Annotated in this window: 29 protein-coding genes; 9 read left to right on the top strand and 20 right to left on the bottom strand. The window is 67.4% G+C overall.

The genetic code is table 11. The annotated features are described in order from the left end of the window. Nucleotides 1–11: 11 nt before the first annotated feature. On the top strand, nt 12–731 hold the full coding sequence (locus tag TX88_RS08960; RefSeq protein ID WP_044516193.1) for a maleate cis-trans isomerase family protein: 720 nt from the start codon (nt 12–14) through the stop codon (nt 729–731). Beyond that, nucleotides 728–1,384, top strand: a complete 657-nt coding sequence (locus tag TX88_RS08955; protein ID WP_044516191.1) for a GntR family transcriptional regulator — start codon at nt 728–730, stop codon at nt 1,382–1,384. The genes TX88_RS08960 and TX88_RS08955 overlap by 4 nt, the downstream gene beginning before the upstream one ends. On the opposite strand, the gene TX88_RS08950 is transcribed toward TX88_RS08955, so the two are convergent. After that, the gene (locus TX88_RS08950; protein ID WP_044516189.1) at nt 1,370–2,821 is read right to left on the bottom strand and encodes an MFS transporter; all 1,452 of its coding nucleotides are present in this window, start codon (nt 2,819–2,821) and stop codon (nt 1,370–1,372) included. The genes TX88_RS08955 and TX88_RS08950 overlap by 15 nt on opposite strands. Before the next feature lie 207 nt (nt 2,822–3,028). Continuing rightward, entirely contained in the window at nt 3,029–4,813 is a 1,785-nt protein-coding gene (gene sppA, locus TX88_RS08945) for a signal peptide peptidase SppA (protein ID WP_044516188.1), read from the bottom strand. Nucleotides 4,814–4,898: 85 nt separating this feature from the next. Here sppA and TX88_RS08940 point away from each other — a divergent pair, with 85 nt between their 5' ends. Beyond that, a complete protein-coding gene (locus TX88_RS08940) occupies nt 4,899–5,825 on the top strand; it encodes an LLM class flavin-dependent oxidoreductase (protein ID WP_044516186.1) in 927 nt (308 codons plus the stop codon). Between the two features lie 93 nt (nt 5,826–5,918). Here the strand turns inward: TX88_RS08940 and rplO are convergent, their stop codons facing one another. The 13 genes from rplO to TX88_RS08875 form a co-directional block, all read right to left on the bottom strand. Continuing rightward, complete coding sequence (gene rplO, locus TX88_RS08935; protein WP_044516184.1) at nt 5,919–6,362, bottom strand: 50S ribosomal protein L15; 444 nt, start codon at nt 6,360–6,362, stop codon at nt 5,919–5,921. Then, nucleotides 6,359–6,541: a 50S ribosomal protein L30 gene (gene rpmD / locus TX88_RS08930; protein ID WP_044516182.1), complete on the bottom strand. Its 183-nt coding sequence runs from the start codon at nt 6,539–6,541 to the stop codon at nt 6,359–6,361. Before rpmD ends, rplO begins: the two co-directional genes overlap by 4 nt. Before the next feature lie 2 nt (nt 6,542–6,543). Next, nucleotides 6,544–7,200, bottom strand: a complete 657-nt coding sequence (gene rpsE, locus TX88_RS08925; protein ID WP_084621991.1) for a 30S ribosomal protein S5 — start codon at nt 7,198–7,200, stop codon at nt 6,544–6,546. A gap of 25 nt (nt 7,201–7,225) precedes the next feature. Then, the gene (gene rplR / locus TX88_RS08920; protein ID WP_044516179.1) at nt 7,226–7,633 is read right to left on the bottom strand and encodes a 50S ribosomal protein L18; all 408 of its coding nucleotides are present in this window, start codon (nt 7,631–7,633) and stop codon (nt 7,226–7,228) included. 2 nt (nt 7,634–7,635) lie between these two features. Next, a complete protein-coding gene (gene rplF, locus TX88_RS08915; RefSeq protein ID WP_044516177.1) occupies nt 7,636–8,175 on the bottom strand; it encodes a 50S ribosomal protein L6 in 540 nt (179 codons plus the stop codon). A gap of 13 nt (nt 8,176–8,188) precedes the next feature. Continuing rightward, nucleotides 8,189–8,587 carry a 30S ribosomal protein S8 gene (gene rpsH / locus TX88_RS08910; RefSeq protein WP_029106887.1) on the bottom strand — a complete coding sequence of 133 codons (399 nt, stop codon included), beginning with the start codon at nt 8,585–8,587 and terminating at the stop codon, nt 8,189–8,191. Nucleotides 8,588–8,686: 99 nt separating this feature from the next. Beyond that, nucleotides 8,687–8,872: a type Z 30S ribosomal protein S14 gene (locus TX88_RS08905; protein WP_003883429.1), complete on the bottom strand. Its 186-nt coding sequence runs from the start codon at nt 8,870–8,872 to the stop codon at nt 8,687–8,689. Nucleotides 8,873–8,876: 4 nt separating this feature from the next. After that, nucleotides 8,877–9,440, bottom strand: a complete 564-nt coding sequence (rplE, locus tag TX88_RS08900; protein ID WP_044516174.1) for a 50S ribosomal protein L5 — start codon at nt 9,438–9,440, stop codon at nt 8,877–8,879. Next, the gene (gene rplX, locus TX88_RS08895) at nt 9,440–9,757 is read right to left on the bottom strand and encodes a 50S ribosomal protein L24 (RefSeq protein ID WP_003883431.1); all 318 of its coding nucleotides are present in this window, start codon (nt 9,755–9,757) and stop codon (nt 9,440–9,442) included. The genes rplE and rplX overlap by 1 nt, the downstream gene beginning before the upstream one ends. Continuing rightward, nucleotides 9,758–10,126, bottom strand: a complete 369-nt coding sequence (rplN, locus tag TX88_RS08890; protein ID WP_029106885.1) for a 50S ribosomal protein L14 — start codon at nt 10,124–10,126, stop codon at nt 9,758–9,760. A gap of 197 nt (nt 10,127–10,323) precedes the next feature. Continuing rightward, nucleotides 10,324–11,226: a formylglycine-generating enzyme family protein gene (locus TX88_RS08885; RefSeq protein ID WP_044516172.1), complete on the bottom strand. Its 903-nt coding sequence runs from the start codon at nt 11,224–11,226 to the stop codon at nt 10,324–10,326. A 36-nt stretch (nt 11,227–11,262) separates the two neighbouring features. After that, the gene (locus tag TX88_RS35025; protein ID WP_044516170.1) at nt 11,263–11,964 is read right to left on the bottom strand and encodes a hypothetical protein; all 702 of its coding nucleotides are present in this window, start codon (nt 11,962–11,964) and stop codon (nt 11,263–11,265) included. 21 nt (nt 11,965–11,985) lie between these two features. Then, nucleotides 11,986–14,349, bottom strand: coding sequence for an arylsulfatase (locus TX88_RS08875; protein WP_044516169.1), 2,364 nt, complete (start codon nt 14,347–14,349; stop codon nt 11,986–11,988). Between the two features lie 174 nt (nt 14,350–14,523). On the opposite strand from TX88_RS08875, the gene TX88_RS08870 reads away from it, so the two are divergent. From TX88_RS08870 to TX88_RS08855, 4 genes are read left to right on the top strand one after another with little or no spacing between them, the layout of a single operon-like run. After that, a complete protein-coding gene (locus TX88_RS08870; protein ID WP_084621840.1) occupies nt 14,524–15,297 on the top strand; it encodes a succinate dehydrogenase cytochrome b subunit in 774 nt (257 codons plus the stop codon). Further along, complete coding sequence (locus TX88_RS08865) at nt 15,294–17,273, top strand: fumarate reductase/succinate dehydrogenase flavoprotein subunit (protein ID WP_044516168.1); 1,980 nt, start codon at nt 15,294–15,296, stop codon at nt 17,271–17,273. The genes TX88_RS08870 and TX88_RS08865 overlap by 4 nt, the downstream gene beginning before the upstream one ends. After that, complete coding sequence (locus tag TX88_RS08860) at nt 17,270–18,019, top strand: succinate dehydrogenase/fumarate reductase iron-sulfur subunit (RefSeq protein WP_044516167.1); 750 nt, start codon at nt 17,270–17,272, stop codon at nt 18,017–18,019. The genes TX88_RS08865 and TX88_RS08860 overlap by 4 nt, the downstream gene beginning before the upstream one ends. 21 nt (nt 18,020–18,040) lie before the next feature. Further along, nucleotides 18,041–19,492 carry an anion permease gene (locus TX88_RS08855; protein WP_044516166.1) on the top strand — a complete coding sequence of 484 codons (1,452 nt, stop codon included), beginning with the start codon at nt 18,041–18,043 and terminating at the stop codon, nt 19,490–19,492. Here the strand turns inward: TX88_RS08855 and TX88_RS08850 are convergent. Beyond that, nucleotides 19,476–20,753: an MFS transporter gene (locus TX88_RS08850; RefSeq protein ID WP_244438387.1), complete on the bottom strand. Its 1,278-nt coding sequence runs from the start codon at nt 20,751–20,753 to the stop codon at nt 19,476–19,478. The genes TX88_RS08855 and TX88_RS08850 overlap by 17 nt on opposite strands. Before the next feature lie 78 nt (nt 20,754–20,831). On the opposite strand from TX88_RS08850, the gene TX88_RS08845 reads away from it, so the two are divergent. Continuing rightward, nucleotides 20,832–21,377 (top strand): TetR/AcrR family transcriptional regulator, encoded by a 546-nt coding sequence (locus tag TX88_RS08845; RefSeq protein ID WP_044516165.1) that lies wholly within the window; start codon nt 20,832–20,834, stop codon nt 21,375–21,377. Here the strand turns inward: TX88_RS08845 and TX88_RS08840 are convergent. Next, nucleotides 21,360–22,031 carry a DUF2306 domain-containing protein gene (locus tag TX88_RS08840; protein ID WP_044516164.1) on the bottom strand — a complete coding sequence of 224 codons (672 nt, stop codon included), beginning with the start codon at nt 22,029–22,031 and terminating at the stop codon, nt 21,360–21,362. The genes TX88_RS08845 and TX88_RS08840 overlap by 18 nt on opposite strands. 54 nt (nt 22,032–22,085) lie before the next feature. Between TX88_RS08840 and TX88_RS08835 the strand changes: the two genes are divergently transcribed. After that, nucleotides 22,086–22,787: a TetR/AcrR family transcriptional regulator gene (locus TX88_RS08835; RefSeq protein WP_044516163.1), complete on the top strand. Its 702-nt coding sequence runs from the start codon at nt 22,086–22,088 to the stop codon at nt 22,785–22,787. A 7-nt stretch (nt 22,788–22,794) separates the two neighbouring features. Here the strand turns inward: TX88_RS08835 and TX88_RS08830 are convergent, their stop codons facing one another. The 3 genes from TX88_RS08830 to TX88_RS08820 form a co-directional block, all read right to left on the bottom strand. Continuing rightward, nucleotides 22,795–23,502 (bottom strand): TetR/AcrR family transcriptional regulator, encoded by a 708-nt coding sequence (locus TX88_RS08830; RefSeq protein WP_044516162.1) that lies wholly within the window; start codon nt 23,500–23,502, stop codon nt 22,795–22,797. Between the two features lie 77 nt (nt 23,503–23,579). Continuing rightward, entirely contained in the window at nt 23,580–23,909 is a 330-nt protein-coding gene (locus tag TX88_RS08825; protein WP_044516161.1) for a cupin domain-containing protein, read from the bottom strand. Further along, a complete protein-coding gene (locus TX88_RS08820; protein ID WP_044516160.1) occupies nt 23,906–25,330 on the bottom strand; it encodes an NAD(P)/FAD-dependent oxidoreductase in 1,425 nt (474 codons plus the stop codon). The genes TX88_RS08825 and TX88_RS08820 overlap by 4 nt, the downstream gene beginning before the upstream one ends. Nucleotides 25,331–25,378: the final 48 nt, after the last annotated feature.

Genomic DNA, 25,378 nt, shown 5'->3' with positions numbered 1-25,378 from the left:
AGGGAGACTGCATGGCCACGGTGGGCATCCTCTATCCCGGCCACAGCGCCGAAGACGACTTCGGCGCGCTGGAGGCACGCCTGCAGGCGACGGTCCGCCTGCCCGTCGCGATCACCTCGGTCGGCGAGGACGCCCATCGCGTAGATGCCTTGCTCGACCTCGGCCGGACCGAACGCCTCGCCGACGGTGTCGTGCGCTTGGGTGCGGCGCGCCCCGATTCGATGATGTGGGCGTGCACCTCCGGCAGTTTCGTTTTCGGCCGCGACGGTGCCCGCCGTCAGGCCGACGACGTGGCCGCCGAGGCCGGCGTCCCGGCCTCGTCGACGTCGATCGCCTTCGTAGATGCGTTGCAGTACTTGGGCATACATCGGGTGGCGGTGGCGGCGTCCTATCCCGAGGACGTGGCGGCGCACTTCGTGGCATTTCTGTCGGGCGGCGGTGTGGACGTGGTGTCGATGGGCAGCCACGGCATCGTCACCGCGGCCGAGGTGGGCCTGCTGGGGCAGGCGCAGGTGCTCGCCATGGTCCGGGCCGCCGACCACCCGGACGCCGAGGCCGTGCTCGTACCCGACACCGCCATGCACACAATGGGTTTCATCGACCAGCTGGAATCCGCCGTCGGCAAGACGGTGCTCACCGCCAATCAGGTCACGGTCTGGAAGGGCCTGCAGCTGATCGGGCCGGTGCCGCCGCTGCCCGGACTGGGCCGCCTGTTCGGGGCGAGACCGTGACCGACTTCATCACTCCCGTCGAGCAGGAGTCGACACCGGGCATCGTGGCCGAAAAGCTCAGGCAGGCCATCGCCTACGGCGAACTCGTACCCGGTACGCAACTCGGTGAGGCCGAGTTGGCGCGCAAGTTCGGCGTCAGCCGCGGTCCCGTGCGCGAGGGCATGCAGCGCCTCACCCAGGAAGGCCTGCTCATCGCGATCCGCAACCGCGGAGTGTTCGTCAACACCATGGACTCCGGCGAGATCCGCGACATGTACCTGGCCCGCGAGGCGATCGAGCGCGCCGCGAGCCGCCAGATCCTGCAGGGCGACTACGCGAGCGCCGGGGACGCGTTACTCGCCGTCGTCGACGAGATGGCGGCGGCCAGGGACCTGGACGAGGTCAGTGAAGCCGACATGCGTTTCCACGAGGTGCTCGTCGAACTCGCAGGCAGCCCACGGCTTTCCCGCCTGCACCAGACCTTCCTGGTCGAGACCAGGATGTGCGTGCACGCGCTGGCCGACACCTACGACGCCGCGACCGACCGGGTCAACGAGCACCAGAGCCTGGCGAGCGCTATCCGATCCGGCGACGTCGCCCTCACCGACAAGTTGATGCTGGCCCACATGGAGGACGCCGTCGACCGGTTGATCGCCCGGCTACCCGCCGGTTGATGCCGTCGGCGTGCCGGAACCGACGGTGATGTCAGCCTCGGAATCGGCCTCGAAACCCGGCTCGTATTCCAGCTGGGCAGGTGCCTCCGGGGTCCCGGGTATCTCGGTGCCGTTGAGCGGACATCGGGCCGTCTCGGGGACCTTGACCAGTGCGATCATCCCGACCACGCAAGCGAGCATCATGTAGTACGCGGGCACCAACTTGTCGCCGGTCAGCCCGACCAGCCAGTCGTTGATCGCCGGTGCGGTGCCGCCGAACAGCGACGTCGACACGTTGTAGGCGATGGCGAATCCCGCGTAGCGGACCTGGGTCGGGAACATCGCCGGGAACGTCGCCGAGATGGTGGACAGCTGAGGCACATAGAGCAGTCCGAGAACCGCGAAACCGATGATGGCGCCGAGCATGTTCGTCGCCATCAACAGGAACATCGGTACCCCGGCGATGAACAAGCCGACCAGCGAGAACCACCACATCGGTTTGCGCCCCACGCGGTCGGAGATGTGCCCGGCTATGGGCAGGAACACCATCATCGTCAGCATGCCGATGATGGGAACGATCAGCGAGTGACTGCTCGACAGTCCGATGGTCTGTTCCAGATAGCTCGGCATGTACGCGAGCAGGGTGTAGTTCACCACGTTGAGCGCCACCACGACACCGCCCAACCGCAGGACCGGCGCCCAATACTCCGACACCAGATCCTTGAACTGGGTCACCGCACCCTGTTCGGTCTCTCCGGACTCCTCCAACTCGCGGAAGATCGGGGTGTCCTCCAGCCTGGACCTCAGATACACACCGATGAGGCCGAGCGGCGCCGCGACCAGGAAGGGCAACCGCCAACCCCACGAACCCATCTGCTCGTCGTCGAGCAGCACCGAGCAGCCCAGCATCAACAAGGCACCCGCCGAAAAGCCTGCCAGGGTGCCGAATTCCAGGAAACTGCCGAGGAATCCTCGCCTGCGCGACGGCGCATACTCGGCCATGAACGTTGCGGCACCGCCGTATTCACCGCCGGTGGAGAACCCCTGAATCATGCGTAGTGCGACCATCAGCGCCGGCGCCCACAAGCCGATCGAGGCGTACGACGGAATCAGCCCGACGCAGAACGTCGCGCCGGCCATGAGGACGATGGTGATGGCGAGCACGTGCTTGCGGCCGACCCGGTCGCCCAGCGGGCCCCACACGAGGCCGCCCAGTGGGCGCACCAAGAAGGAGATGGCGAACGTGGCGAACGCCAACAGGGTGGCCTGCTGGGCGTCGCCGGGAAAGATGGCGGCGGATATGTAGCTCACGCCGTAGGCGTAGATACCGTAATCGAACCATTCGGTGGCGTTCCCGATCGCCGATGCGGCGATGGCACGCCTGAGGATGCCGGAGTCCGGCGGATTCTCTGGGGCTTCGCGGTGGTCGAGGTCTGGCTTGTCTCCAAAGCCCTTCATCGGGCTTTTATGCGCGGGCACGAGTCCTCCATGTGTCTGACGACACCGTTCCCCGCCGCGCACTCGTTACGGCTGCTCTGACTGGGTTGAACACCGCAGGGCCAGGCCGTCATTTCGTCGACAATTCATCAGTTGCCAAGGTCTGACGTTACAGTCCCCCGGCAGCCGATGCACAGCCGCGTCAGCGCGCCGCAATTATCAATTGCGTCAAAACCGGTGTTCGCCCAGCCAAAGTGCGTTGACCCCGGTCATCGTGCGCCCGGCATTCTCGAGAACTCCGACCACCGACTGCCCGAGCAGGTTGCCGACCGCCTGCGGCAACGACGCCGCCGCCGGTTGCGAGGACGGCTTGGGCCGCAACATGTCCAACCAGGACGAACCGGGATAGCTCAGCACCCGAACCTTGGTGTCCGGATCCAGCCCCGCCAGAACCTTGGCCCGGGCGATCGCGGTACGCAGCCCGCCGAGTTCGTCGACCAGACCGCGATCCTTCGCATCGGCGCCGGTCCATATCCGGCCTCGGGCCACCTCTTGGACCTGCTCGACCGACAGGTTGCGCCCATCGGCCACCCGCGAGATGAAATCGGCGTAGAACAACTCGGTCTCGGCCTCGACGTGGGCATGCTGCTCGTCGGTGAACGGCGCGTTGGAAGACCAGGCGTCGGCGTTGAGGTTGGTGCGTAAGGAATCCGAACCGACCCCGAGTTTGTCCTTGAGCTCGCGCGAGACCAGCTTGCCGGTGATCACACCGATGGATCCGGTGATGGTGCCGGCGTTGGCCACGATCTCGTCGGCCGCCATCGACACGTAGTAACCGCCCGACGCGGCGACCGCGCCCATCGAGGCGACGACGGGCTTGCCCCGCTCGCGGGCCCGGACCACCTCGCGCCAAATGGTTTCCGACCCGGTGACCGAGCCGCCGGGACTGTCCACACGCAGCACGATCGCCGACACCTCGTCGTCGGCGGCCGCCTCACGCAGGGCCGCGCCGATGGTGTCCCCGCCTGCGCTGGAGTTCCCCAGTGGCAACACCTGCGGGCCGCCCCGCCCGCTGACGATGGGACCGTGCAGCGTCACCACCGCGATGGTGGGCTTGGATTTGCGTCCCGGGATCTGTGGTGCGGGCACCTTCGGAGACGTCCGGGCGTAACGCGAAAGGTAAAGTCGCGGTAGGGCATCCGGGTGGTTGTCGGCATCCGCACCGGCCTCGACCGGGCCGCCGGACAGTTCACCGATCCGCGAGTACGCCTCGTCCCGGAAACCGATCCGGTCGATCAGGCCGGCGGTCACCGCGTCATCACGCAGCACCGGCGCCCTGTCGGCCAGTGCGTTGATGGCCTCCGTGGTCAGTTGCCGCGATTCGGCGATGGCCTGCCATGCCTGCGACTGCAGGCTTTCGATCATCCGGCCGTCGGCCTCGCGCTGGGCGTCGGTGTAGCGATCCTCGGTGAAAACGTTTGCCGCCGACTTGTATTCACCACGCGCGACGAACTGGGCCTCGATACCCACCTTGTCGAGGGCGTCGCGCAGGAACGTCGCGTTGGTGGCGAAACCGACCAGACCGACCGTGCCCGACGGCTGCATCCACACCTCACGGAACGCCGAGGCCAGGTAGTAGGACAGCGTGCCGGGGTAGGTCTCCGCCCATGCCAACGAAGGTTTGACATCGCTGAACGCCGCGATGGCCTCGCGCAGCTCCTGCACGGGTCCGGGTGCGGCGGCGGGCAGCTGCACCCGCGCGATCAGCCCGGCCACCCGGTCGTCCTTGGCCGCGCGGTGGATCGCCGCGACGGTCTGCCGCAGCACCATCGGGCGCCCCCCGCCCGCGATCACGGCCAGCGGGTCGAAGCCGCTGGTCTCAGGCGGTATCGACAGCAGGTCCAACTCCAGGACACAGCCGCCGGGAACGCCGTTGTGCCGGGCGGTGTCAACGCGCCGGACCCACGTCTTGAGTTCGTCCTTGCCGGGAATCCCTGGGAGAAAAGCGAACATGAAACCGAGCCTACCGATCCGCGGGTTCTGCGCGCGTCGACGAGAACCCGCCGCCCACCGGACCTGCCGTCGTAGCGTGAGACGGGTGACGTTCTCCATCTCGCTCCCGCAGCTCGACCACGACGGTTTCGACGACGCGGGTTTCAAGGCGTATCTGGCTCGCGCCGAGGAACTCGGGTTCGAGGGCGGTTGGACCATCGAGCAGACCGTTGGCCCGGCACCGACGATCGCCCCGCTGGAGCTGCTGTCGTATGCCGCCGCAGTCACCACGACGCTGCGGTTGGGCGTGGCGGTCCTGGTCACCTCCCTGCACGACCCGCTGCAGCTGGCTTCCTCGATCACCGCGGTGGACCGGCTCAGTCACGGCCGCCTCGACGTCGGGGTGGCGCCAGGCGGAGGTTTCCGGCAGTTCCCGGCCTTCGGGGTGGACTCCTCGACGTTCATCTCCAGCTTCACCGAGGGGCTGGAGTTGATGAAGGCCGCCTGGTCCGATGAACCCCGGATCACCTTTCACGGCCGGTTCCGCGACGTCGATGACCTGGCCATCAGCCCCAAACCCGTTCAGCGTCCGCACCCGCCGATCTGGTTCGGCGCCAACGCCCCGGCCGCGCTGGCCCGCGCGGTCCGCCACGGCGACGCGTTTCTCGGGGCCGGGTCCTCGACCACCGCGGCCTTCGCCGAGGCCGTCCGCACGGTGCGCCGGGAGATCGACGAACAGGGCAAGGACCCGGACACCTTCCGGATCGGCAAGCGGGTGTATCTCATCGTCGACGACGACAGCGCCCGCGCGCGGGAGCGAGTGGACGCGGGCTTGGCACGGATCTACGGGGAGAGGTCCGGTCTGGGAGATGTGGCGGTGGCCGGCACGGCGGACCAGGTGGCGCGGGGCCTGCGCGAGGTTCTCGATGCGGGCGCGCAGACCATCGTGCTCAATCCGACGGGGGCAAGCGTCGCCGAGGACCGCGAGCAGCTGGAGCGGCTGGCCGCCGACGTGATCCCGCAGCTGAGCTGAGACTGGCGAGCCAACGCAAAAAGCCCCCGCCGAAGCGGGGGCTTTTGTGTCTGCTGACGCAGAAAGAACTACAGCACGGCGGCGGGCCGCCAATTACAGCTCGGTGGCCGAACCGCCGGCAGCGGTGATCGCCTCACGGGCGCTACCACTGAACTTGTTGGCGGTCACGTCGACCTTGACGGACAGCTTGCCGTCGCCCAGAACCTTCACCAGGCTGTTCTTGCGAACCAGGCCCTTGGCCACCAGCTCGTCGACACCGATGGTGCCGCCCTGCGGGAAGGCCTTGGTGATGTCGCCGACGTTGACGACCTCGTACTCGGTCCGGAAGCGGTTCTTGAAGCCCTTGAGCTTCGGCAGCCGCATGTGGATCGGCATCTGGCCACCCTCGAACGTCGCGGGGACGTTCTTGCGTGCCTTGGTGCCCTTGGTACCACGACCGGCGGTCTTACCCTTGGAGCCCTCACCACGACCAACGCGGGTCTTGGCCTTCTTCTCCCCGGGAGCGGGCTTCAGGTCGTGCAGTTTGATAACGCTCATTTGACTTCCTCCACCTCGATGAGGTGATGAACGGCCTTGATCAGACCGCGGGTCTGCGCGTTGTCCTCACGAACCACGGACTGACGAATCTTCTTCAGCCCCAAGGTCCGCAGGCTTTCGCGCTGCTTCCAGCGTGCGCCGATGGTTCCGCGCACCTGGGTGATCTTCAGCTCTGCCATGGTTATGCCGATCCCTCACGCGCTGCTGCGGCAGCCAGCGCTTCGCTCTCGCGCCGGGCCTTCAGCATGCCGGCCGGCGCCACGTCCTCGAGGGGCAGACCGCGACGGGCCGCAACCTCTTCGGGACGCTGGATCATCTTCAGCGCGGCAACGGTGGCGTGCACCACGTTGATCGCGTTGTCGCTGCCCAGCGACTTGGCCAGGATGTCGTGCACCCCGGCGCATTCCAGTACGGCGCGGGCCGCACCACCGGCGATGACACCGGTACCGGGGCTGGCCGGACGCAGCATGACCACACCGGCGGCAGCCTCACCCTGGACCGGGTGGACGATGGTGCCACCGATCAGGGGGACGCGGAAGAAGCTCTTGCGAGCCTCCTCGACACCCTTGGCGATGGCGGCCGGAACTTCCTTGGCCTTGCCGTAGCCGACACCGACCATGCCCTTGCCGTCACCGACGATGACCAGCGCGGTGAAGCTGAAGCGCCGACCACCCTTGACCACCTTGGAGACGCGGTTGATGGTCACCACGCGCTCGATGTAGTTGCTCTTCTCACCGCTGTCGCGGCCACCACGGCCACCACGGTCGTCGCGGCGGCCGCGGCCACCACGGTTGTCGGAAGCGCCTGGGCCGCCGGCACCAGTTGCCTGCTCGGCCATCATGCAGTCCTCTCGTTGACAGTCATCAGAATTTCAGCCCGCCCTCGCGCGCGGCATCCGCCAGCGCGGCGATCCGGCCGCCATAGGTGTAGCCACCACGGTCGAACACGACAGTGTCGACGCCGGCAGCCTTGGCGCGCTCGGCGATCAGCTGACCGACCCGAACGCTGTGCGCCTTCTTGTCGCCCTCCACCGCACGCACGTCGGCCTCGATCGACGAGGCAGCCGCCAAGGTGACGCCTTCCAGGTCGTCGACGAGCTGCACGTGGATGTGCCGTGCCGAACGGTTGACCACCAGACGCGGGGTCTGGGCGGTGCCGGCGACCTTCTTGCGCAACCGGGCATGCCGACGCAGCCGGGAGTTACGGCGGGTCTCAGAGATGTTCTGCCCCACCGGCTTGCGGACGGCGGCAGCTTCAGTCTTTGCAGCCATGATTACTTACCTGTCTTTCCGACCTTGCGGCGGATCTGCTCACCCTCGTAACGCACACCCTTGCCCTTGTACGGGTCGGGGCGGCGCAGGCGGCGGATGACCGCGGAGATCTGACCGACCTTCTGCTTGTCGATACCTGTGATCGAGAACTTGGTGGGCGTCTCGACGGCGAACGTGATGCCCTCGGGCGCCTCGATCACCACGGGGTGGCTGTAACCGAGCGCGAACTCCAGGTTGGAACCCTTGAGTGCGACGCGGTAGCCGACGCCGAAGATCTCCATCTTGCGGGTGTAGCCCTCGGTCACGCCGGTGACCAGGTTGGCCACCAGGGTGCGGGAGAGCCCATGCAGGGAGCGGCTGCGCCGCTCGTCATCGGGACGGCTGACCACGATGGCGCCGTCTTCGTTGCGCTCGACGGTGATCGGCTCGGCGACGTCCAGCGTCAGAGTGCCCTTGGGGCCCTTGACCGAGACGTTGCGGCCGTCAATCGTCACATCGACCCCGGCGGGAACCAGGACCGGCTGCTTACCAATACGCGACATGTCTTCTATCCCCTCACCACACGTAGGCGAGGACTTCGCCGCCCACGCCGGATCGTGCCGCCTGACGGTCGGTGAGCAGGCCCGAGGACGTGGAGATGATCGCCACGCCCAGGCCGCCGAGCACCCGAGGCAGATTGGTGGACTTTGCGTAAACCCGCAGACCGGGCTTGCTCACGCGGCGAAGGCCGGCGATGCTGCGCTCACGGCTGGGGCCGTACTTGAGCGACACCACCAGGGACTTGCCGACGCGGGCATCCTCGGTGCGGTAATCGGAGATGTAGCCCTCTTTCTTGAGGATCTCGGCGATGTTCGCCTTGATCTTCGAGTGGGGCAGGGTCACCTCATCGTGGTACGCCGAATTGGCGTTGCGCAGACGTGTCAAAAAGTCTGCGATCGGGTCAGTCATCGTCATGACAACCGGCTCACCTTCCTCGCGGCGGTTCCCTGGTAAGGGCCTTCCGCAACCTGTTGGATTGGGTCTGTGTGGTCTACTGCGCAGATGTCTGCTGGATTACCAGCTGGACTTCTGCACGCCGGGCAGCTCACCCGCGTGCGCCATCTCGCGCAGGCAGATACGGCACAGCCCGAACTTGCGGTAGACCGAGTGCGGGCGACCGCACTTGTTGCACCGCGTGTACGCGCGAACCGCGAACTTGGGCTTCTTGTTGGCCTTGTGGATCAACGCCTTCTTTGCCATGTGCTCAGTTCTCCTTGAAGGGGAAGCCCAGCGCCTTCAGCAGCGCACGGCCTTCGTCGTCGTTGGTCGCCGAGGTGACCACGGTGATGTCCATGCCGCGGGGACGGTCGATGGAATCGACGTCGATCTCGTGGAACATCGACTGCTCGTTGAGGCCGAAGGTGTAGTTACCGGTGCCGTCGAACTGCTTGCCGTTCAGGCCGCGGAAGTCGCGGATACGGGGCAGGGCGATGGAGATCAGCCGGTCCAGGAACTCCCACATCCGGTCGCCGCGCAGCGTGACGCGCGCGCCGATTGGCATGCCCTCACGCAGCTTGAACTGTGCGATGGACTTGCGGGCCTTGCGGATCTCCGGCTTCTGGCCGGTGATCAGGGCCAGATCGGCAACCGCGCCGTTGATCAGCTTGGCGTCACGGGCGGCGTCACCGACGCCCATGTTGACGACGACCTTGACGACGCCCGGGATCTGCATGACGTTGTCGAACTCGAACTGCTTGTTCAGCGACTCACGGATCTCTTCGCGGTAGCGCTGCTTGAGCCGGGGCTGAACCTTCTCAGGTGCGGTCATCAGATGTCCTTGCCATTGGTCTTGGCGATGCGGACCTTCTTGCCGGTCTCTTCATCGACGCGGTAACCCACACGAGTCGGCTTGCCGTCGGAATCGACGACCATCACGTTGGACACGTGGATCGCGGCTTCCTGGGTGACGATGCCGCCCGACGATGCGCCGCGCTCGTTCTGTGACTGCGCGGTGTGCTTCTTGATCCGGTTGACGCCCTCGACCAGGACCTTGTCGCGGGTCGGGTAGGCCTCGATGACCTTGCCCTTCGCGCCCTTGTCCTTGCCCGAGACCACCAGCACGGTGTCGCCCTTGTGGACCTTCATTTACAAAACCTCCGGAGCCAGCGAGACGATCTTCATGAACTTCTTCTCGCGCAGTTCGCGACCGACCGGCCCGAAGATGCGGGTCCCGCGGGGGTCGTTGTCGGCCTTGATGATGACGGCGGCGTTCTCGTCGAACTTGATGTAGCTGCCATCGGCGCGGCGGCGCTCCTTGACGGTGCGCACCACGACGGCCTTGACGACATCGCCACGCTTGACGTTGCCGCCCGGGATGGCGTCCTTGACAGTCGCGACGATGATGTCGCCGATGCCGGCATAGCGTCGCGATGAGCCACCGAGCACGCGGATGCACAAGATTTCCTTGGCGCCCGTGTTGTCGGCGACCTTCAACCGCGATTCTTGCTGAATCACTCGATCTCCTGACCTGGGTTTGTATGCACGCCAGATACCGACCTGGACGTGCGCGGTCTTTGTTTCCGAAGGGCACGCGGGGCCGACTCTGAAACAGCAGTCAACCGAGGTCTGCCCAAGGCAACCCCTACATAGTAGGTGAGCACGGCGAATGCGCCAAATCGCGGCACTTTACCCGTCGAGCGTGGGTCCGGGCCTCAGCCCACCACGCAGCGGAAGCCGATGTGTGTCGTCGAACTGTCCTGCGACTGCGGGGACCGCGCCGCCGGACGGTACCGGTGACAGTACTCCGGGGCGCACAGGTGCGAACCCCCCTTGAGCACCTGGTTCACCGTGGGATCCGCGGCGAGCTCCGATGTCGCCGGCCGGGCGGCTCCCGAAGGCGGGCAGCACGCGGGGGCGTCGGCCTCGGGCCGGTGCTGCCCCGTGAACCGGGTGGTGGTCCACTCCCACACGTTGCCGATCATGTCCGACAGGCCGAATGCGTTCGCCCGGAAGCTTCCGACCGGCGAGGTGCCGCGCCAGCCGAGCGCGCCGTCGTTGCGATACGGGAACCGGCCCTGCCAGGTATTCGCCATGAGCACTCCGCCCGGGGTCACCTCGTCGCCCCAGGCGTAGATGCCCTCGACTCCCCCGCGCGCCGCGAACTCCCACTCGGCTTCGGTGGGCAACCGGCGTCCGGCCCAGGCCGCGTAGGCCGCCGCATCCGGGTAGGCCACCTGTACGACGGGGTGGTCGGGGGCGGCCGGGTCCCGGTCGGGCCCGAACGGGCGCCGCCAGCTGGCGCCGGGCGCCCAGTCCCACCACTGACGCCAGTCCCGCAGGTCGACGGGGCCGTTCGTGGGCATGAACACCAGGGCGCCGGGCACCAGATCGGCCTCGTCCACCCCGGGATAGAGCGCCGGGTCCATCGGCTGTTCGGCGATCGTGACGTATCCGGTGGCCTCGACGAACTCGCCGAACTGGGCGGTGGTCACAGGATGCTTCTCGATGGCGAATGCGGCGACCGTCGCGGTGTGGACCGGGGCCTCCTCGGGGTAGAACGCCGTCGAACCCATCTGGAAGGTCCCGCCGGGAAGCTCGATGAGTTCGGTCACCACGGCACCGAGGCTAGTCGGGCCCGGCCATCGGCCTGTTCAGCTCGGCATGGCGATTCCGAAGTCGGCGAGCATCGCCGAACTCGCTTCGTCGAATCCCGGCGTCTCACTAGGAGCTTCGAGGCGCACCACGGCCAGGAAAGCACCCTGATTGGTCCACACGTGCACGATCCGGTCGGCATATTCGATGCCCTTTCCCGGCCGTTCGGCCAGGATGCCCATCAGCTTCTGCCCGCTGTAACCGCACAGGTCCCCGGGCAGCACGCTGACGCTGTTGATCGGGTACTTCGCGACGCGGTCGTCGGCGTACTGCTCGAAATCCGCCCGGGCGGTCCGCGTCGTCGGGGTGAGCGTGATCTCGGCGGCCATCCCCGCCGGGCCGGTCAGCCGTACCGCTGCCGCATGCGGTGTCACCTCGGCGAACCCCTCGGGCACGGCGACGGTGAGCTTCGGCGAGCCGGGCGCTTGGCTCCCGGCGGTGACGGTCGGGCCGGCCGGGGGCGGGCAGGTGACCTCGCCCGGGGCCAGCACCCTCGTGGTGGTCGGCTCGACCCCGTAAGCCGGCACCGCGAACTCCGACGGACGTTCCCGCTGAGGCGTTGTCACGGGCAGCGTCGTGACGGGCGCCGCCGCCGTCGTGGTTTCGGCGAGTGGATCCAGGATGTCGACGCCGCCCCCGCAGCCCGACAGCGCGAGCAGCGTCAACGCACACGCGCCCACCCCGATGGTCTTCCCTCTCATCGATCAGCCCCCTCAGTCCCCTCAGTCCTTGGAGAACGCGATAGCGAGTTCCCTTTCCAGGTCCCGGTACGGCTCGCCCGACAGGTCGACGGTGACCTGCCCGATGGTGCCGCCGCCGAACGCGAACGGTGCCCGGTATTGCTGCGACACCGCCGATCCGGTGTTGCGGCCGATGCAGATGCCGCCCCCGGCGAGCGCGAACATGCCGGGGTGGGTTTGCATTCCGTCCAGCGTGGCCACCGCGGCGTCGTCGACATACAGGGTGGTGTTCCCCAGCGGGGTGTGGCTGCCCTCGACGGTGCCGGTCCGCTCGTACTGCACACCGAATATGTGCCGCCCCAACGGGATCGGATCGGGTGAGACCAGAGACTGCTCGTGTTCACCGAGGAAGTTGTAGACGTAGTGCAGCCGCCCGCCGGCGATGAACAGGACGTGACCGCCGTGCGCGCCACCTTGTTTGAACAACACGCCTTGCGCGTCATCGCCGTCCACCGTCACGTCGGCAAGCACGGTGAACGACTGCCCGCGCAGCTCGGCGGCCGCGCCCAGGCCGACTTCCGCGGTGTTCGGGTAGTAGGTGTAGCGGGACCGCTCCCCGACCAGATAGGGCCGCCACCGGGTCATCGTCTCGAGGATGTTGAGATCGGCCAGCGGCAGGCCGTTGTACTTGTCGGCCTCGCTGAACCACAGCTTTTGGAGTTCGGCGAGTTTGTCCGGCTGTTCGGCGGCCAGGTCGTGGCACTGGCTGCGGTCGGCCTCGATGTGGAACAGCTCCCAGCGGTCGGCGTCGAAGTGCGACCACCCCGAGGGGGTGGCGGCGTGCACGGTGTTGGCGAACCAGCCCCTGTGCCAGATGCCGCGGGTGCCGAGCATGGTGTAGAACTGGGTCGCCTTGCCCGTGGGGGCATCCGGATTATCCAGTGCGACTTTGAAACTCATGCCATCCAGCGGCTTCTGCGGAACCCCGCGCACGCTCGCCGGGGGCGTGATGTCGAGCAGGTCGTAGACGGTCGGCGTGATGTCGCAGACGTTGACGTAGTTGTCGCGCACCGCACCGTGGGAGCCAATACCGTTGGGCCAGGAGATGATCGCGGTGTCGGCGATACCACCCTCATGGGAGGCGTAACGCTTGAACAGCTTGTAGGGCGTGTTGAACGCCATCGCCCACCCGATCGGGTAGTGGTTGTAGGTCTCCGGCGACCCCAACCGGTCGATGAACTTGAGCCCTTCCTCGGCGGTGTCGATGTAGCCGTTGAAGAACTTCGTCTCGTTGACCGACCCGTTCGGCCCACCCTCGCCGCTGGCCCCGTTGTCGGAGATCACCACGATGATCGTGTTGTCGAGTTGCCCCGTCTCTTCCAGGAAGTCCAGTACCCGGCCGATCTGGGCGTCGGTGTAGGACAGGAAGCCGGCGAACACCTCGGCCATCCGGGCGAACAGCCGCTTCTCGTCGTCGCTCAAGGTGTCCCACGGCCGCACCGTGTCCTGGGCGGGCCACGGTTCACCGTTGGGTCCCTTGACATCCGCATAGGGATTGACCGGTGACAGCTCGGTCTCGGGCGGAACGATACCCAGCCGTTTCTGGTTCTCCAGCACGATGTCGCGGTAGGCCTCGTAGCCCATGTCGAACCGCCCCGCATACCGGTCGGCCCACTCCTTGAACACGTGGTGCGGGGCGTGACCGGCGCCCGGGCACAGGTAGGTGAACCAGGGTTTGTCCGGGGCGATCACCTTGGCGTCCCGGATGAACTCGATGGTCTTGTCGGCCAGATCGCGGGAGAGGTGATACCCCTCCTCGGGCGTACCCGGAGGGTCGACCGGATGGTTGTCGTACACCAGGTCCGGGTACCACTGATCGGTCTCGCCACCCATGAATCCGTAGAACCGTTCGAACCCCCGCGAGCAAGGCCAATGCCGTTTGGTGGCAGCGAGGTTGGACTCTTCCAACGGAGTCAGATGCCACTTGCCGACGCAGTACGTGTTGTAGCCGTTTTCGGCGAGCACCTCCGGGAGCAGGGCGGTCTCGAGCGGAATCCGCCCGTTGCAGTTGGGGAATCCGTCGGTGAACTCCTCGATGGTGGCCATCCCGACCGTGGTGGCGTTGCGTCCGGTGAGCAGTGACGCGCGGGTCGGCGAGCACAGTGCCGTGGTGTGGAACTGCGACAGCCGAACTCCGCGTTCGGCGATCCGGCTCATCGCCGGCATGTCCACCAGGCCGCCGAAACAGTCCCACGTGGCGATGCCGGTGTCGTCCCACACCAGATACAGGACGTTCGGGGCGTTCTCGACAGCGGTGGGTGCCGCGTAGGGCCCCCAGTCCGGTTCGGAATCCCTGATATCCGTTTCGATCTTGCCGTTGAACGCTGAATTGATCCCGGAGGCCATGGGCTTACCTTCCTCCCGGTTGGCGATTCGGCACCGGTAAGACTGACCGCCCGGAGATTACACCTGTTCAGGGCGTGATACGCGGGAACCGAATTCCTATTGACCAGGGTGCCAATTGCCCTGCAACCTCATCGGCGGCCCGGTAGCGTCGCTGCCGCAGGAGGTCTGCATGCGATGACTGCCAACGCCGAGACCGTTTCCGATGCCGACGCCGGGCATGAGGTACCCCGGGGTCCCGTTGTCGCCCGCCCGCACTGGGCCTGGCGCGTCGAGCCTTCCTCGGTCACCCTCAAACTCGTCATGGCCGGCACCGGGATCGTCTTCACCCTCTTTGTCCTCGTGCACATGATCGGCAACCTCAAGGTGTACACGGGCGCGCGGCATTTCGACGACTACGCGGTCTGGTTGCGCACGCTGCTCGAACCGTTGTTGCCCTACGAGGGGGCACTGTGGATCTTCCGGGTGGTGCTGGCCGGCTGCTTGATCGCCCATGTCGGCTGCGCGGTGCTGCTGACCCGCCGGGCGCACGTGGCGCGGGGACGGTTCCGCAGGCGAGGACTGGGACTGCGGTCGTTCACGGCGCGCACCATGCTGGTCAGCGGACTGGTCCTGTTGCTGTTCATCGTGTTCCACATCCTCGACCTGACCGTGGGAACCCGGCCCTTCGCCAGCGCGTCCTTCGCCGGTGCCACCGAGTCCACCAGCCATGCCTACGACAACCTGATCGCGAGCTTCAGCCGGCCCGGTGTGGCGGTGTTCTATCTCCTGGCGATGGCGGTTCTGGGTGCCCACCTGCTGCACGGATTGTGGACCGCGGTCAACGATCTCGGGGTCACCGGAGCGCGGGCCCGCCAGGTGGGCGTGGTGGTCGGGGGTGTACTCGCACTGGCAGTGATGGTGGGCAACATGACGATTCCGATCGCCGTGTGGACCGGGCTGGTGTCATGACCCGCCCGGAAACGGAAACCGGATCACGCACGGACCCGCTCGCCGGGCTGCGCACCGTCGGCGGCCCGATCAGCGGTGGCGTACCCGACGGTGACCCCGCCCTGGCCTGGCAGCGGCGCACCCTGGACTACCGGCTGGTCAGCCCGCTGAACCGGCGCAAGTTCACCGTCATCGTGGTGGGGACCGGCCTGGCCGGCGCGGGCTGCGCCGCGGCGCTCGGCGAACTCGGTTATCACGTCGAATGTTTCACCTTCCACGATGCACCCCGCCGGGCGCACAGCGTGGCGGCCCAAGGCGGCATCAACGCGGCCCGGGCCCGCAAGGTCGACAACGACAGTGTCGAACGGTTCGTCAAGGACACCGTGAAGGGCGGCGATTTTCGGGCCCGCGAGGCGGATTGCTTCCGTCTGGCACGCGAATCCGCCCGTGTCATCGACCACATGAACGCCATCGGGGCACCGTTCGCGCGTGAGTACGGCGGCAGCCTGGCGACCCGCTCGTTCGGCGGCGTACAGGTATCACGCACGTACTACACCCGCGGACAGACGGGCCAGCAACTTCAGATCGCGTCCAGTCAGGCACTGCTGCGGCAGGTTGCGGCCGGCACTGTCACCCTGCATACCCGCGCCGAGATGCTCGATGTCATCGTCGATGACGGCCGCGCCCGCGGGATCGTCACCCGCAATCTGGTGACCGGGGAGATCCGCGCCACCACCGGTCATGCGGTGGTGCTGGCTACCGGCGGCTACGGCAACGTCTTCTACCGCTCGACCCTGGCCCGTAACTCCAACGCGAGCGCGACGTGGCGGGCCCACCTCCGGGGCGCGTTGTTCGCCTCCCCCGCGTTCATCCAGTTCCATCCGACGGCGCTGCCGGTGAGCTCCGAGTGGCAGTCGAAAACCATTCTGATGAGTGAGTCGCTGCGCAACGACGGCCGAATCTGGGTGCCGGTGCGCGCGGGTGACGACCGCGACCCCAACGACATCCCCGAAGACGAGCGGGACTACTACCTCGAACGGATGTACCCGTCGTACGGCAACCTCTCCCCGCGCGACGTCTCGTCGCGGGCGGCCCGCACCCAGATCGAAGCCGGGCGCGGCGTCGGCCCGTTGAAGAACAGCGTCTACCTGGATTTCCGAGATGAGCTGGCCCGTCTGGGTTCCGACAAGATCGCCGAGCGCTACGGCAACCTGTTCTCGATGTACCGCGACGCCACCGGCGAGGACCCGTACCAGGTGCCGATGCGGATCGCCCCCGGCGCCCACTTCTCGATGGGTGGCCTGTGGAGCAATTTCGACCAGATGACTTCCATCCCAGGCCTTTTCGTCGCGGGCGAGGCCGGCTGGGGATACCACGGCGCCAACCGCCTCGGCGCGAACTCGCTGCTGTCGGCCTGCGTCGACGGGTGGTTCACCTTGCCGTACTCGGTACCCGACTACCTGGCTGGCCTGCTCGGCACGGCACCGCCCGCCGCCGACGATCCGGCGGTGACCCGCACGCTGGGCGAGGTGAGCCAACGCGTCGAGCGTCTGCTGGCGGTGGGCGGCAGCCAGGGACCCGACCGGTTCCACCGCAAGCTCGGCGACGTGCTCTACACCGGCTGCGGAGTGTCCCGATCGGCACAGGGGCTGACCGACGCGATCGCCGCCATCGACGAGCTGACCGCGCAGTTCTGGTCCGACCTGCGGGTGGCCGGGTCAGGCGCACAGTTCAACCAGGAACTCGAAAAAGCCGGGCGGGTGGCCGATTTCCTCGGCCTGGCCCGGCTGATGTGCATCGACGCGCTCGACCGTGACGAATCGTGTGGCGCGCACTTCCGCGTCGAGCACCAGACCGCCGACGGTGAGGCCGAACGCGACGACGACAGGTGGTGTTTCGTCTCGGCCTGGGAGCATCGTCCGGACAGTCCGCCGGTCCGTCGCGACGAGGCGCTGACGTTCGCAGCCGTTCCACTGCAGACGAGGAACTACGTATGAGGCTGACGTTGCAGATCTGGCGCCAACCCGACACCGCCTCGGCGGGCCGATTCGAGGAGTACACCGTCGACGACGCGACGCCCGAGATGTCGCTGCTGGAGCTGCTGGACCGGCTCAACGACACCCTGGTGGCCGACGGCCGGGACCCGGTGGCCTTCGATTCCGACTGCCGCGAGGGCGTGTGCGGATCCTGCGGGATCACCGTCGACGGACGACCGCACGGGCCCGTGCCCAAGACGCCCGCCTGCCGACAGCACGTCCGGTCCTACCGCGACGGCGCGCACATCCGCATCGAGCCGTTCCGTTCGGCTGCCTATCCGGTGGTGCGCGATCTGGTGGTGGACCGCTCGGCACTGGACCGGATGATCGCCGCGGGCGGGCACATCGCCGTCGACGCGGGCACGGCCGCCGACGCCGATGCCGAGCCGCTGCCGCACGACGACTCCGAATACGCCTTGGATTTCGCGGCCTGCATCGGGTGCGGGGCATGTGTGGCGGCCTGCCCCAACGGAGCGGCACACCTGTTCGCGGGGGCCAAGCTGTTGCATCTGGGCACCGTCACCCGGGGCCGGCAGGAACGGTCGCGCCGGGCCACCACTCTCGTCGGGCAGATGGAGCGCGAGTTCGGGCCGTGCTCCAGTTACGGCGAATGCTCCGAGGTCTGCCCCGAGGGCATTCCGCTCACCGCCGTCGCCGCGGTCAATCGCGAAGTGGTGCGGGCCCGACTGCGCGGCCCCAGGAACTGACTGAGCGAAGGGACTGCGCCGATGACCACCACCGCAGAGGCTGCCACGGCGCCCAAGACCCCACGGTGGGTGCCCTATCTGTGGAAGGCCGGCATCCCGATTCTGGTGGCGGTGGTGGTGTATTTCCTGCCGGTTCCCGCGGGCGTGGAGCCCACCGGCATGCGGATGTTCGGGATCTTCCTCGGCACGATCCTGGCGCTGATCCTGCAGCCGCTGCCCACTGGTGCGGTGGCGCTGATCGGCATGACCGCGGCGATGCTGACCAAGACCGAGACGGCGGCACGTGCCCTGTCGGGATTCGCCAACACGACGGTGTGGCTCATCGTCGCGGCGTTCTTCATCGCCGAGGGGTTCCTGATCACGGGACTCGGGCGGCGCATCGCGCTGATGTTTGTCACCAGGATGGGCCGCTCCACCCTCGGATTGTCCTACGGGATGGCGTTGACGGACCTGATTCTCGCGCCGGCGACTCCGTCGAACACCGCCCGCTGCGGCGGGGTGGTGTTCCCGATCGTCGCTTCGCTGAGCCATCTCGAGGATTCACATCCCGAACCGGAGGAGTCGCGCAAACGCCTCGGCGCATATCTGACGCTCACCGCGTTGCAGGTCAACGTCATCACCTCGGCGATGTTCGTCACCGCGATGGCGGGCAACCCCGTCGCGCAGGAGGCCGCGGGAAAGCTGGGAGTCGAAATCTCCTGGGGCAAGTGGGCACTGGCAGCGATCGTCCCCGGCGTGGTGAGCCTGGTGGCGGTGCCCTGGGTGATGTCCAAGGTGTATCCGCCGACGGTCACCAAGACCCCTGATGCGCCGCAGCAGGCACGTGAGCAGTTGCGCGAGGCAGGCCCGATGTCGCGCAAGGAATGGATCATGGCGGCCACCTTCATCCTGCTGCTGGTGCTGTGGTGCCTCACCGATCTGCTCCGGGTCGACGCGACGACGGCTGCCTTCACCGGTATCGCCATCCTGCTGATCACCGGCGTCTTGTCGTGGAAGGACCTGGCGGACAACACCTCTGCCTGGAGCACCCTGGTGTTCTTCGGCGTACTCGTCGGAATGGCCAACGAACTCAACGAACTCGGCGTGATCGACTGGATCGGCGACTCGGTGGCCGGGGCGGTGGGGTCCCTGCCGTGGCTCGTCGCGTTCGCGATCCTGACCCTGGTCTACTTCTACTCGCACTACCTGTTCGCCTCGAACACGGCGCACATCGTCGCGATGTACGCGGTGTTCGTCGGGGCGGCGATCGCCACCGGCGCCCCACCCTTGTTCTCGGCCTTGGTGTTCGGGTTCATCGGGAACCTGTTCGGCGGTCTGGCCCACTATTCGTCCGGCCCGGCCGGTGTCATCTACGGCTCCGGGTACGTCAAGACCAGCGAGCTGTTCCGGGTCGGGTTCCTGATGAGCATCGTGATCATCCTGATCTGGACGCTCATCGGCGGCGGCTGGATGAAACTCATCGGGATCTGGTGACCTGACCGGGGCAGGCGCATTCCAGATCTTCTCCACTGCACGCCGGGTCCGGACCGTGGCCGCCCTGAGGGGTCGGCGCATCCGGTTGATCGCCGAGACCTCTGAGCGGACCGGCCATCCGGGCCACGACCGGGCTACCCGCGGCCAGGGTGGCCAGCACCGCCGACACCACGACGGCACCGTGGGCGCCGTGCGCGTCGGCGGCCACGCCGGCCAGCGCGGTACCCGACGCCCCGCCCACGAGCGCCGCGCTGTTGAGCCAGCCGAACGCCTCTGCCGCCGAGTGTTCCTCGATCTCCCGCGACACCATGAGATACAGCGCGGACATCGCCGGGGCGAAGCCCAGTCCCGACACGAACAATGCGCAGAACTGCAGGGCGAGGTTGCCGACGAGGCCGAACACGGCGGTGCCGGCAGCCACGATTCCCAGCGCGGCGACCAGGCCGGCGAGCCTGAATCGCCGGTGCCCGAACATCAAGCCTCCGACCAGGGATCCCACGCTCGCCACCGCGATCGCGAGTCCGGCGGTGACACCGGTGCGTCCGAGCGCGGCGACGATACCGACTTCCAGGGCCATGAACGAGGCGACCAGCGCGAGGCTGGCGACCATCGCGAGGATGACCGCCCGGTTGGCGATCACTCGGCCGAAGGCCGACGCGGCCATGCCCGTAGGCGGCCGAAGATGCCTGGCGCCCAGCAGAAACCACGTGGTGCCGACCACCGTGACGCCGGCGGAGACCGCCAACGGGATCGCGGTCGACAGCGCGGAGGCGAGGAAGGTCGTGGCCACCGGGCCGACAACCCAGATCAGTTCCTGTGCGGTGGTGTCGAACGCGAACAGCGCGCGGACCCCGTCGCTGGGCACCAGTTGCGGATACAGCGCCCGGACCACCGGCATCAGCGGCGGCACGGATGCCCCGATGAGCACCCCGAGCATCAGCAGCAGCGGCCCGGAGGCACCGGCGAACGCCAGCGCCAGCATGGCGATGCCGTTCGTCAGGGCCGCGGCGATCAGGGTGATCACCATGGCGCGTCCGGCGATGCGCGCGGTGACGGGCATCGCCAGCGCTTCCCCGATGCTGACGCATGCCACCGCGGCGCCGGCCAGTGCGTAGGACCCGGTCTTGGACTGGACGTGCATGAGGATCGCCAGGTTGAGCATGCCCAGCGGCAGTCGGGCGAACAGCTGGGAAGCAGTCACGTTCAGTACGCCCGGAGTCCGGAGCACGTCGCGATACACCCGCATGACCAGCTTCTCCATGTGACTCGACCGACGTGACCGGCCCAAACTATACCGTCCAGACGGTACAGTTCCACTGAATTGTCGTAAGCTCTCGGAATGGCTTCGTCGCGGGACCGCATCCTCGACGCCTACGAGGATGTCCTGGCCGTCGAAGGCGAGCGCTACGCCACCCTCGACGCGGTGGCCGCCAAAGCGGGCGTGTCGAAAGGCGGTCTGCTCTACCACTTTCCGTCCAAGGACCGTCTCGCCGCCGCATTGTGCGACCGGCTCCTGGCACTGGCGGCCGAGGATGTGCAGGCGATGCGGACCGCTCCGGAGGGACCCGCGCGCTACTACATCCGGTCCTCTCACTACGCGGGCACGCCGCTCGATCGGACCCTGGTGGCGGTGTCCCGGTTGCAGCAGGCGGGTGACGGTCACGCGCGGACCGTCATCGAGACCGTTTCGGCCGACTGGCTGAACGTCCTGCACGATGCACTCGGCGACCTCGACGTGGCCCGCGCGGTGAAGCTCATGGGCGACGGTCTGTACTACAGCGCTCTGCACCGCGCACTCGGCGGCCACGTCGTGGAGGCCGACGAGGACGACGGCTTGCTGGCGGTGATCGATCGGATCACCGCCACCTCAGACCCCGCTCAATGACGGTGGCCGAGCCCCGGTGCGTGCGGCCTGCCGACTCAACCACAGCTGCAGTCCCAGGAGCGGAATCGTCCAGCCCAACCAGGCACCCACACCCGCGACGACCCACAGATACTTCTGCTCGTCCCCGCCGAAGACGCTGTCGCGCAACGGGTCGAAGGTCAGATACAGCACGGGCGTCCAGATCCTGTTGGTGATGATCGACAGCGCCAGCGTCGCACTCCGCAGCATCTGGCGGCGGTGTACGCCGAACCTGCGGTGGCGCGCCGCAACGAATCCGTCGACCGTGAACCAGAGCCAGAGCGCCCCCAGTGCGACGTCGCTGACCCGCAGTATCGGACCGAACGGCGTCGCCGCCCCGATCACCATCGCGCAGACCGCCGCCGGAATCGCCGTCGCGACGTAGACGCGGCCGGTGCGCCGATGCAGTGCCGGGTGGCGATGCCGCAAGCCCGGCCAGATCTGCGCGACGGCGCACACCATCGCCACGCTCGCGAAGAGAACGTGAGCGACCAGCAGCGGATAGTGCAGCCCGAAGGTGGACGGCACCCGGGTGCCGCCGGTGAGGTACGGCGGTAGCGAATACGCCAGGAACACCACGACGATCACCGCGAGCGCCGCGGCCGGCCGCTTCGATCGCCCTGATGCGTATGTCATACGCAAAAGGGTATGGCATACGCATCAGGTTGTCACTGATTACTCTGAGCGGTGATGTCCGGCCCCGATGAACCGCTCCCCCGTGCGTTGCGCCTGCTCTGGCAACAAGACCCGGCGCCGAGTCGGTCGCGTGGCCTGACGCGGGAGGCGATCGTCGCGGCGGCTGTCGAACTCGCCGATACCGACGGACTCGCCGCCCTGTCGATGGCACGACTGGCCGAGCGTCTCGGATGCGGCACCATGTCCCTCTACCGGCACGTGGCCAACAAAGACGAGCTGGTGACGTTCATGCTCGCCACCGGACCCGGCCCGCCGCCGACGACGCCCGAGGGATCGGATTGGCGTGGTGCACTGTCGAATTGGGCTCATGAACTGTGGGCCATCTACCACCGCCATCCGTGGATCCTGCAGGCCGCGTCGGCCGGCCTGCCCGCAGATCCCGGTCAACTGGCCTGGCTCGACGCCGGCCTGGCCGCCCTGTCCGGCACGGGGCTGACCGAGCGCGAGAAGCTCACCGCGGTCATCGCCGTGCTGGTTTTCACCCGGGGCTCGGCGGCGTTGGCCATCGAGGCGCGCGACGTGGACGACCGGGAGTACCCAGCGTTACTGCGACGACTGGTCCGACCGGACCGGTTCCCCGCATTGGCAGCCGCCATCGACGCCGGGGTGTTCGATCAGACCGACGACGACCCCCTGGCCGAATTCCGTTCCGGCCTGGGTCAACTGCTCGACGGCATCGCAGCGAAAGCAGGGTGAGCACCGGCTACGGCCGGCGGGCCTCCAGCCGCGCGGCCACGCCGTCGAGAAGCAGATCCAGAGCCGATTCACCCGCGCTGCGCCGCATCGACTCGTCGAGCAGACCACTGGTGGCCGCGATGTTCGGATAGTTCTCGGCGGGCAGCTGCGCGTAGGTGTCACGCCACCTGTCGTCATCGCGCTTCTGGTGTTCTGCGGGCAGGGCTTCGAAGGCGGCGTCCAGAGCGGCGAACCCCAGCATCTGGTCGATGAAGGCGTGATACACCTCGACCGCCTCCCGCTCGGGGAAACCGGCCGACCGCAGTGAACCCAAAACCGTCTCGATGATCTGGATCTCGTGGGCGCCTCCGGTCACCCGGCTCGCGGCCAGCACACCGGCCTGCGGGTGCTCGACGTAGACGCGGTGCAGGCGCAGCCCCAGTTCCCGCATGTCCTCCCGCCAGTGACCGGTCGGCTCCCACCCCTCGACCACTCGTCGCAACAGCTCGTCGGTGATGGCCAGCACCACGTCCTCGATGCCGCGGAAGTAGCGGTACAGGGCGGTGGGGTCAGCCCCGAGGGCGACGCCGAGGCGCCTGACGCTCAGGCCGGCCGCACCGTGGTACTGCAACACCCGCAGGGCAGCCTCGACGATGAGCTCCTCGGACAGCACGACGCCCTGCTTCGTCTGTCGCCGTCGTCGCCGCGGCGACTCGGACTTCAATGTTCGGCCCATCCGCACTGCCTCCCGGCGCTTACATCAACGCCTTCGACCCATTGTGCGGCCCGGCCGCGGCCCGGCCCACAGAAACGCTATGCGACGAAGACCTTTCGCAGTGTCTCCCGCACCGTCCAGGTGGTGCGCTGCCCGGCGTGCAGGCGAACGAGGCTGCCGGGCCGGAGATCGATCGTCGGAGTGCCGTCGTCGAACGCGACACTGGCGTCCCCGCTCAGGACGACGAAGACCTCGTCCGACTCCACGTCCCGGGAAACGCCGGGGGTGTGTTCCCAGACGCCCACCGTCACGTCGGCCAAAGAGGTCACGTCACGATGCCCCGTCGTCGGAGCGCCGTCCAGCACCGACTCACCGGGAAGCGGCGCGTGGTCGAGCTCCAGGCCTACGGCGTCGACACATGTGCTCACGAGTCGAACCCAAGCCCGACCGAGTCGAGCGCCTTCAGCAGCACGTTGCGGCGGCCCTCACGATGGTCGGCACGGTCGAGCGACCAGCGGGTCGCCTGAATCCCGGCCGAGGCCAACGGTTCCGGCGGGAACGGTGCCGGCATGGACTTGACCATCTCGAGTTCGGTGCGAACCGTCGGCGTACCGGCGAAACGGTCGAGCATCACCTCGGCGGCGAAACGCGTGGCCGCCACGCCGAGCCCGGTGAACCCGGCGGCATATCCGACGCGGTCGCCGTACGCGGACCCGAAGAAGGCACAGAACCGCGTCGAGGTGTCGATCACCCCGGCCCAGCGGTGGCTGAAGCTGACGTCCTCGAGCTGCGGGAACGTGGTGAAGAAGTGGCCGGCGAGCCGGCGGTAGGTGGCATCGCGGTCCTCGTACTGAGGCCGGATCCGGCCGCCGAAGTGATAGATGGCGTCGTATCCGCCCCACAGGATGCGGTTGTCTTTCGACAACCGGTAGTAATGGAACTGGTTCGACATGTCACTGATGCCTTGCCGGTTGCCCCAACCGATCTCGGCCAGCTGGGTATCGGTCAGCGGCTCGGTCATCAAGGCGTAGTCGTACACCGGCACCGTGTGGTAGCGGTATCGCTTCAGCAGCGACGGAAAACCGTTGGTCGCCAAGATCACTCGGTCGGCGTACGCGGTCACCCGCTCGGTGCGCACCGACAACGGCCCGCCCCGATGGTCCTGACCCAGGCCGAGAACCTTGCTGTTCTCGTAGATCTCGACACCGAGTTCACTTGCGGCGCGGGCGAGTTCACTCGCGAGTTTGGCCGGGTGAACCAGCGCGGCGGCGTCCTTGGACCACACTCCGGAAAGGTAGGTGGGCGAGTTCACCTCGGCGCGGATCGCCTGCTGGTCGAAGTAGACCTGATCCGGCCGCAGCGCCGCGGTGGCCAGTTCGGCTGCCTGGTAGGGCTCGACCGCCACCGCGATCGAGCCGGTCCGCTCGAAGTCGCAATCAAGGCCGAGCGAATCGACGGTCTTCGCGATGCCGTCGAGGTTCTCCAGCCCCAGCCGGTCGAGAACGTCGATCTCGTCCGGCCAGCGGCTGCGGCCGTTCTCGGCGCCGTGGGTGAGCGACGCCTCGACGAAACCGCCGTTGCGGCCCGAGGCCGCCCACCCGATCGTCTGTCCCTCTACGAGGGCGACCCGCATGCCGGGGTCACGCTGCTTTGCCATCAAGGCGGACCACAGGCCGGTGTACCCGCCGCCGACCACGACCAGGTCGTAGCGCGACGACGGCTTGGTCAACCCCGGGTAGCGGGCTTGACCAGGGATGTCGTCGAGCCAGAAAGGCTGAAGCGCGGTCGTGGCCAACGAGCGGTCGACGAGGCTGGTTGCGGGGGAATTTCGTTCGAAAACGGTTTGCACGGGTATCTTCCTGGACAGTGAGGTACTACCCAGTAAGACGTATCCCCA

It is taken from the genome of Mycolicibacterium septicum DSM 44393, assembly GCF_000455325.1.
In the GTDB taxonomy this organism is placed as follows: Bacteria; Actinomycetota; Actinomycetes; order Mycobacteriales; family Mycobacteriaceae; genus Mycobacterium; species Mycobacterium septicum.
The sequence above is the reverse complement of the archived record's forward strand: the minus strand, read 5'-3'. Positions and strand labels throughout refer to the sequence as shown.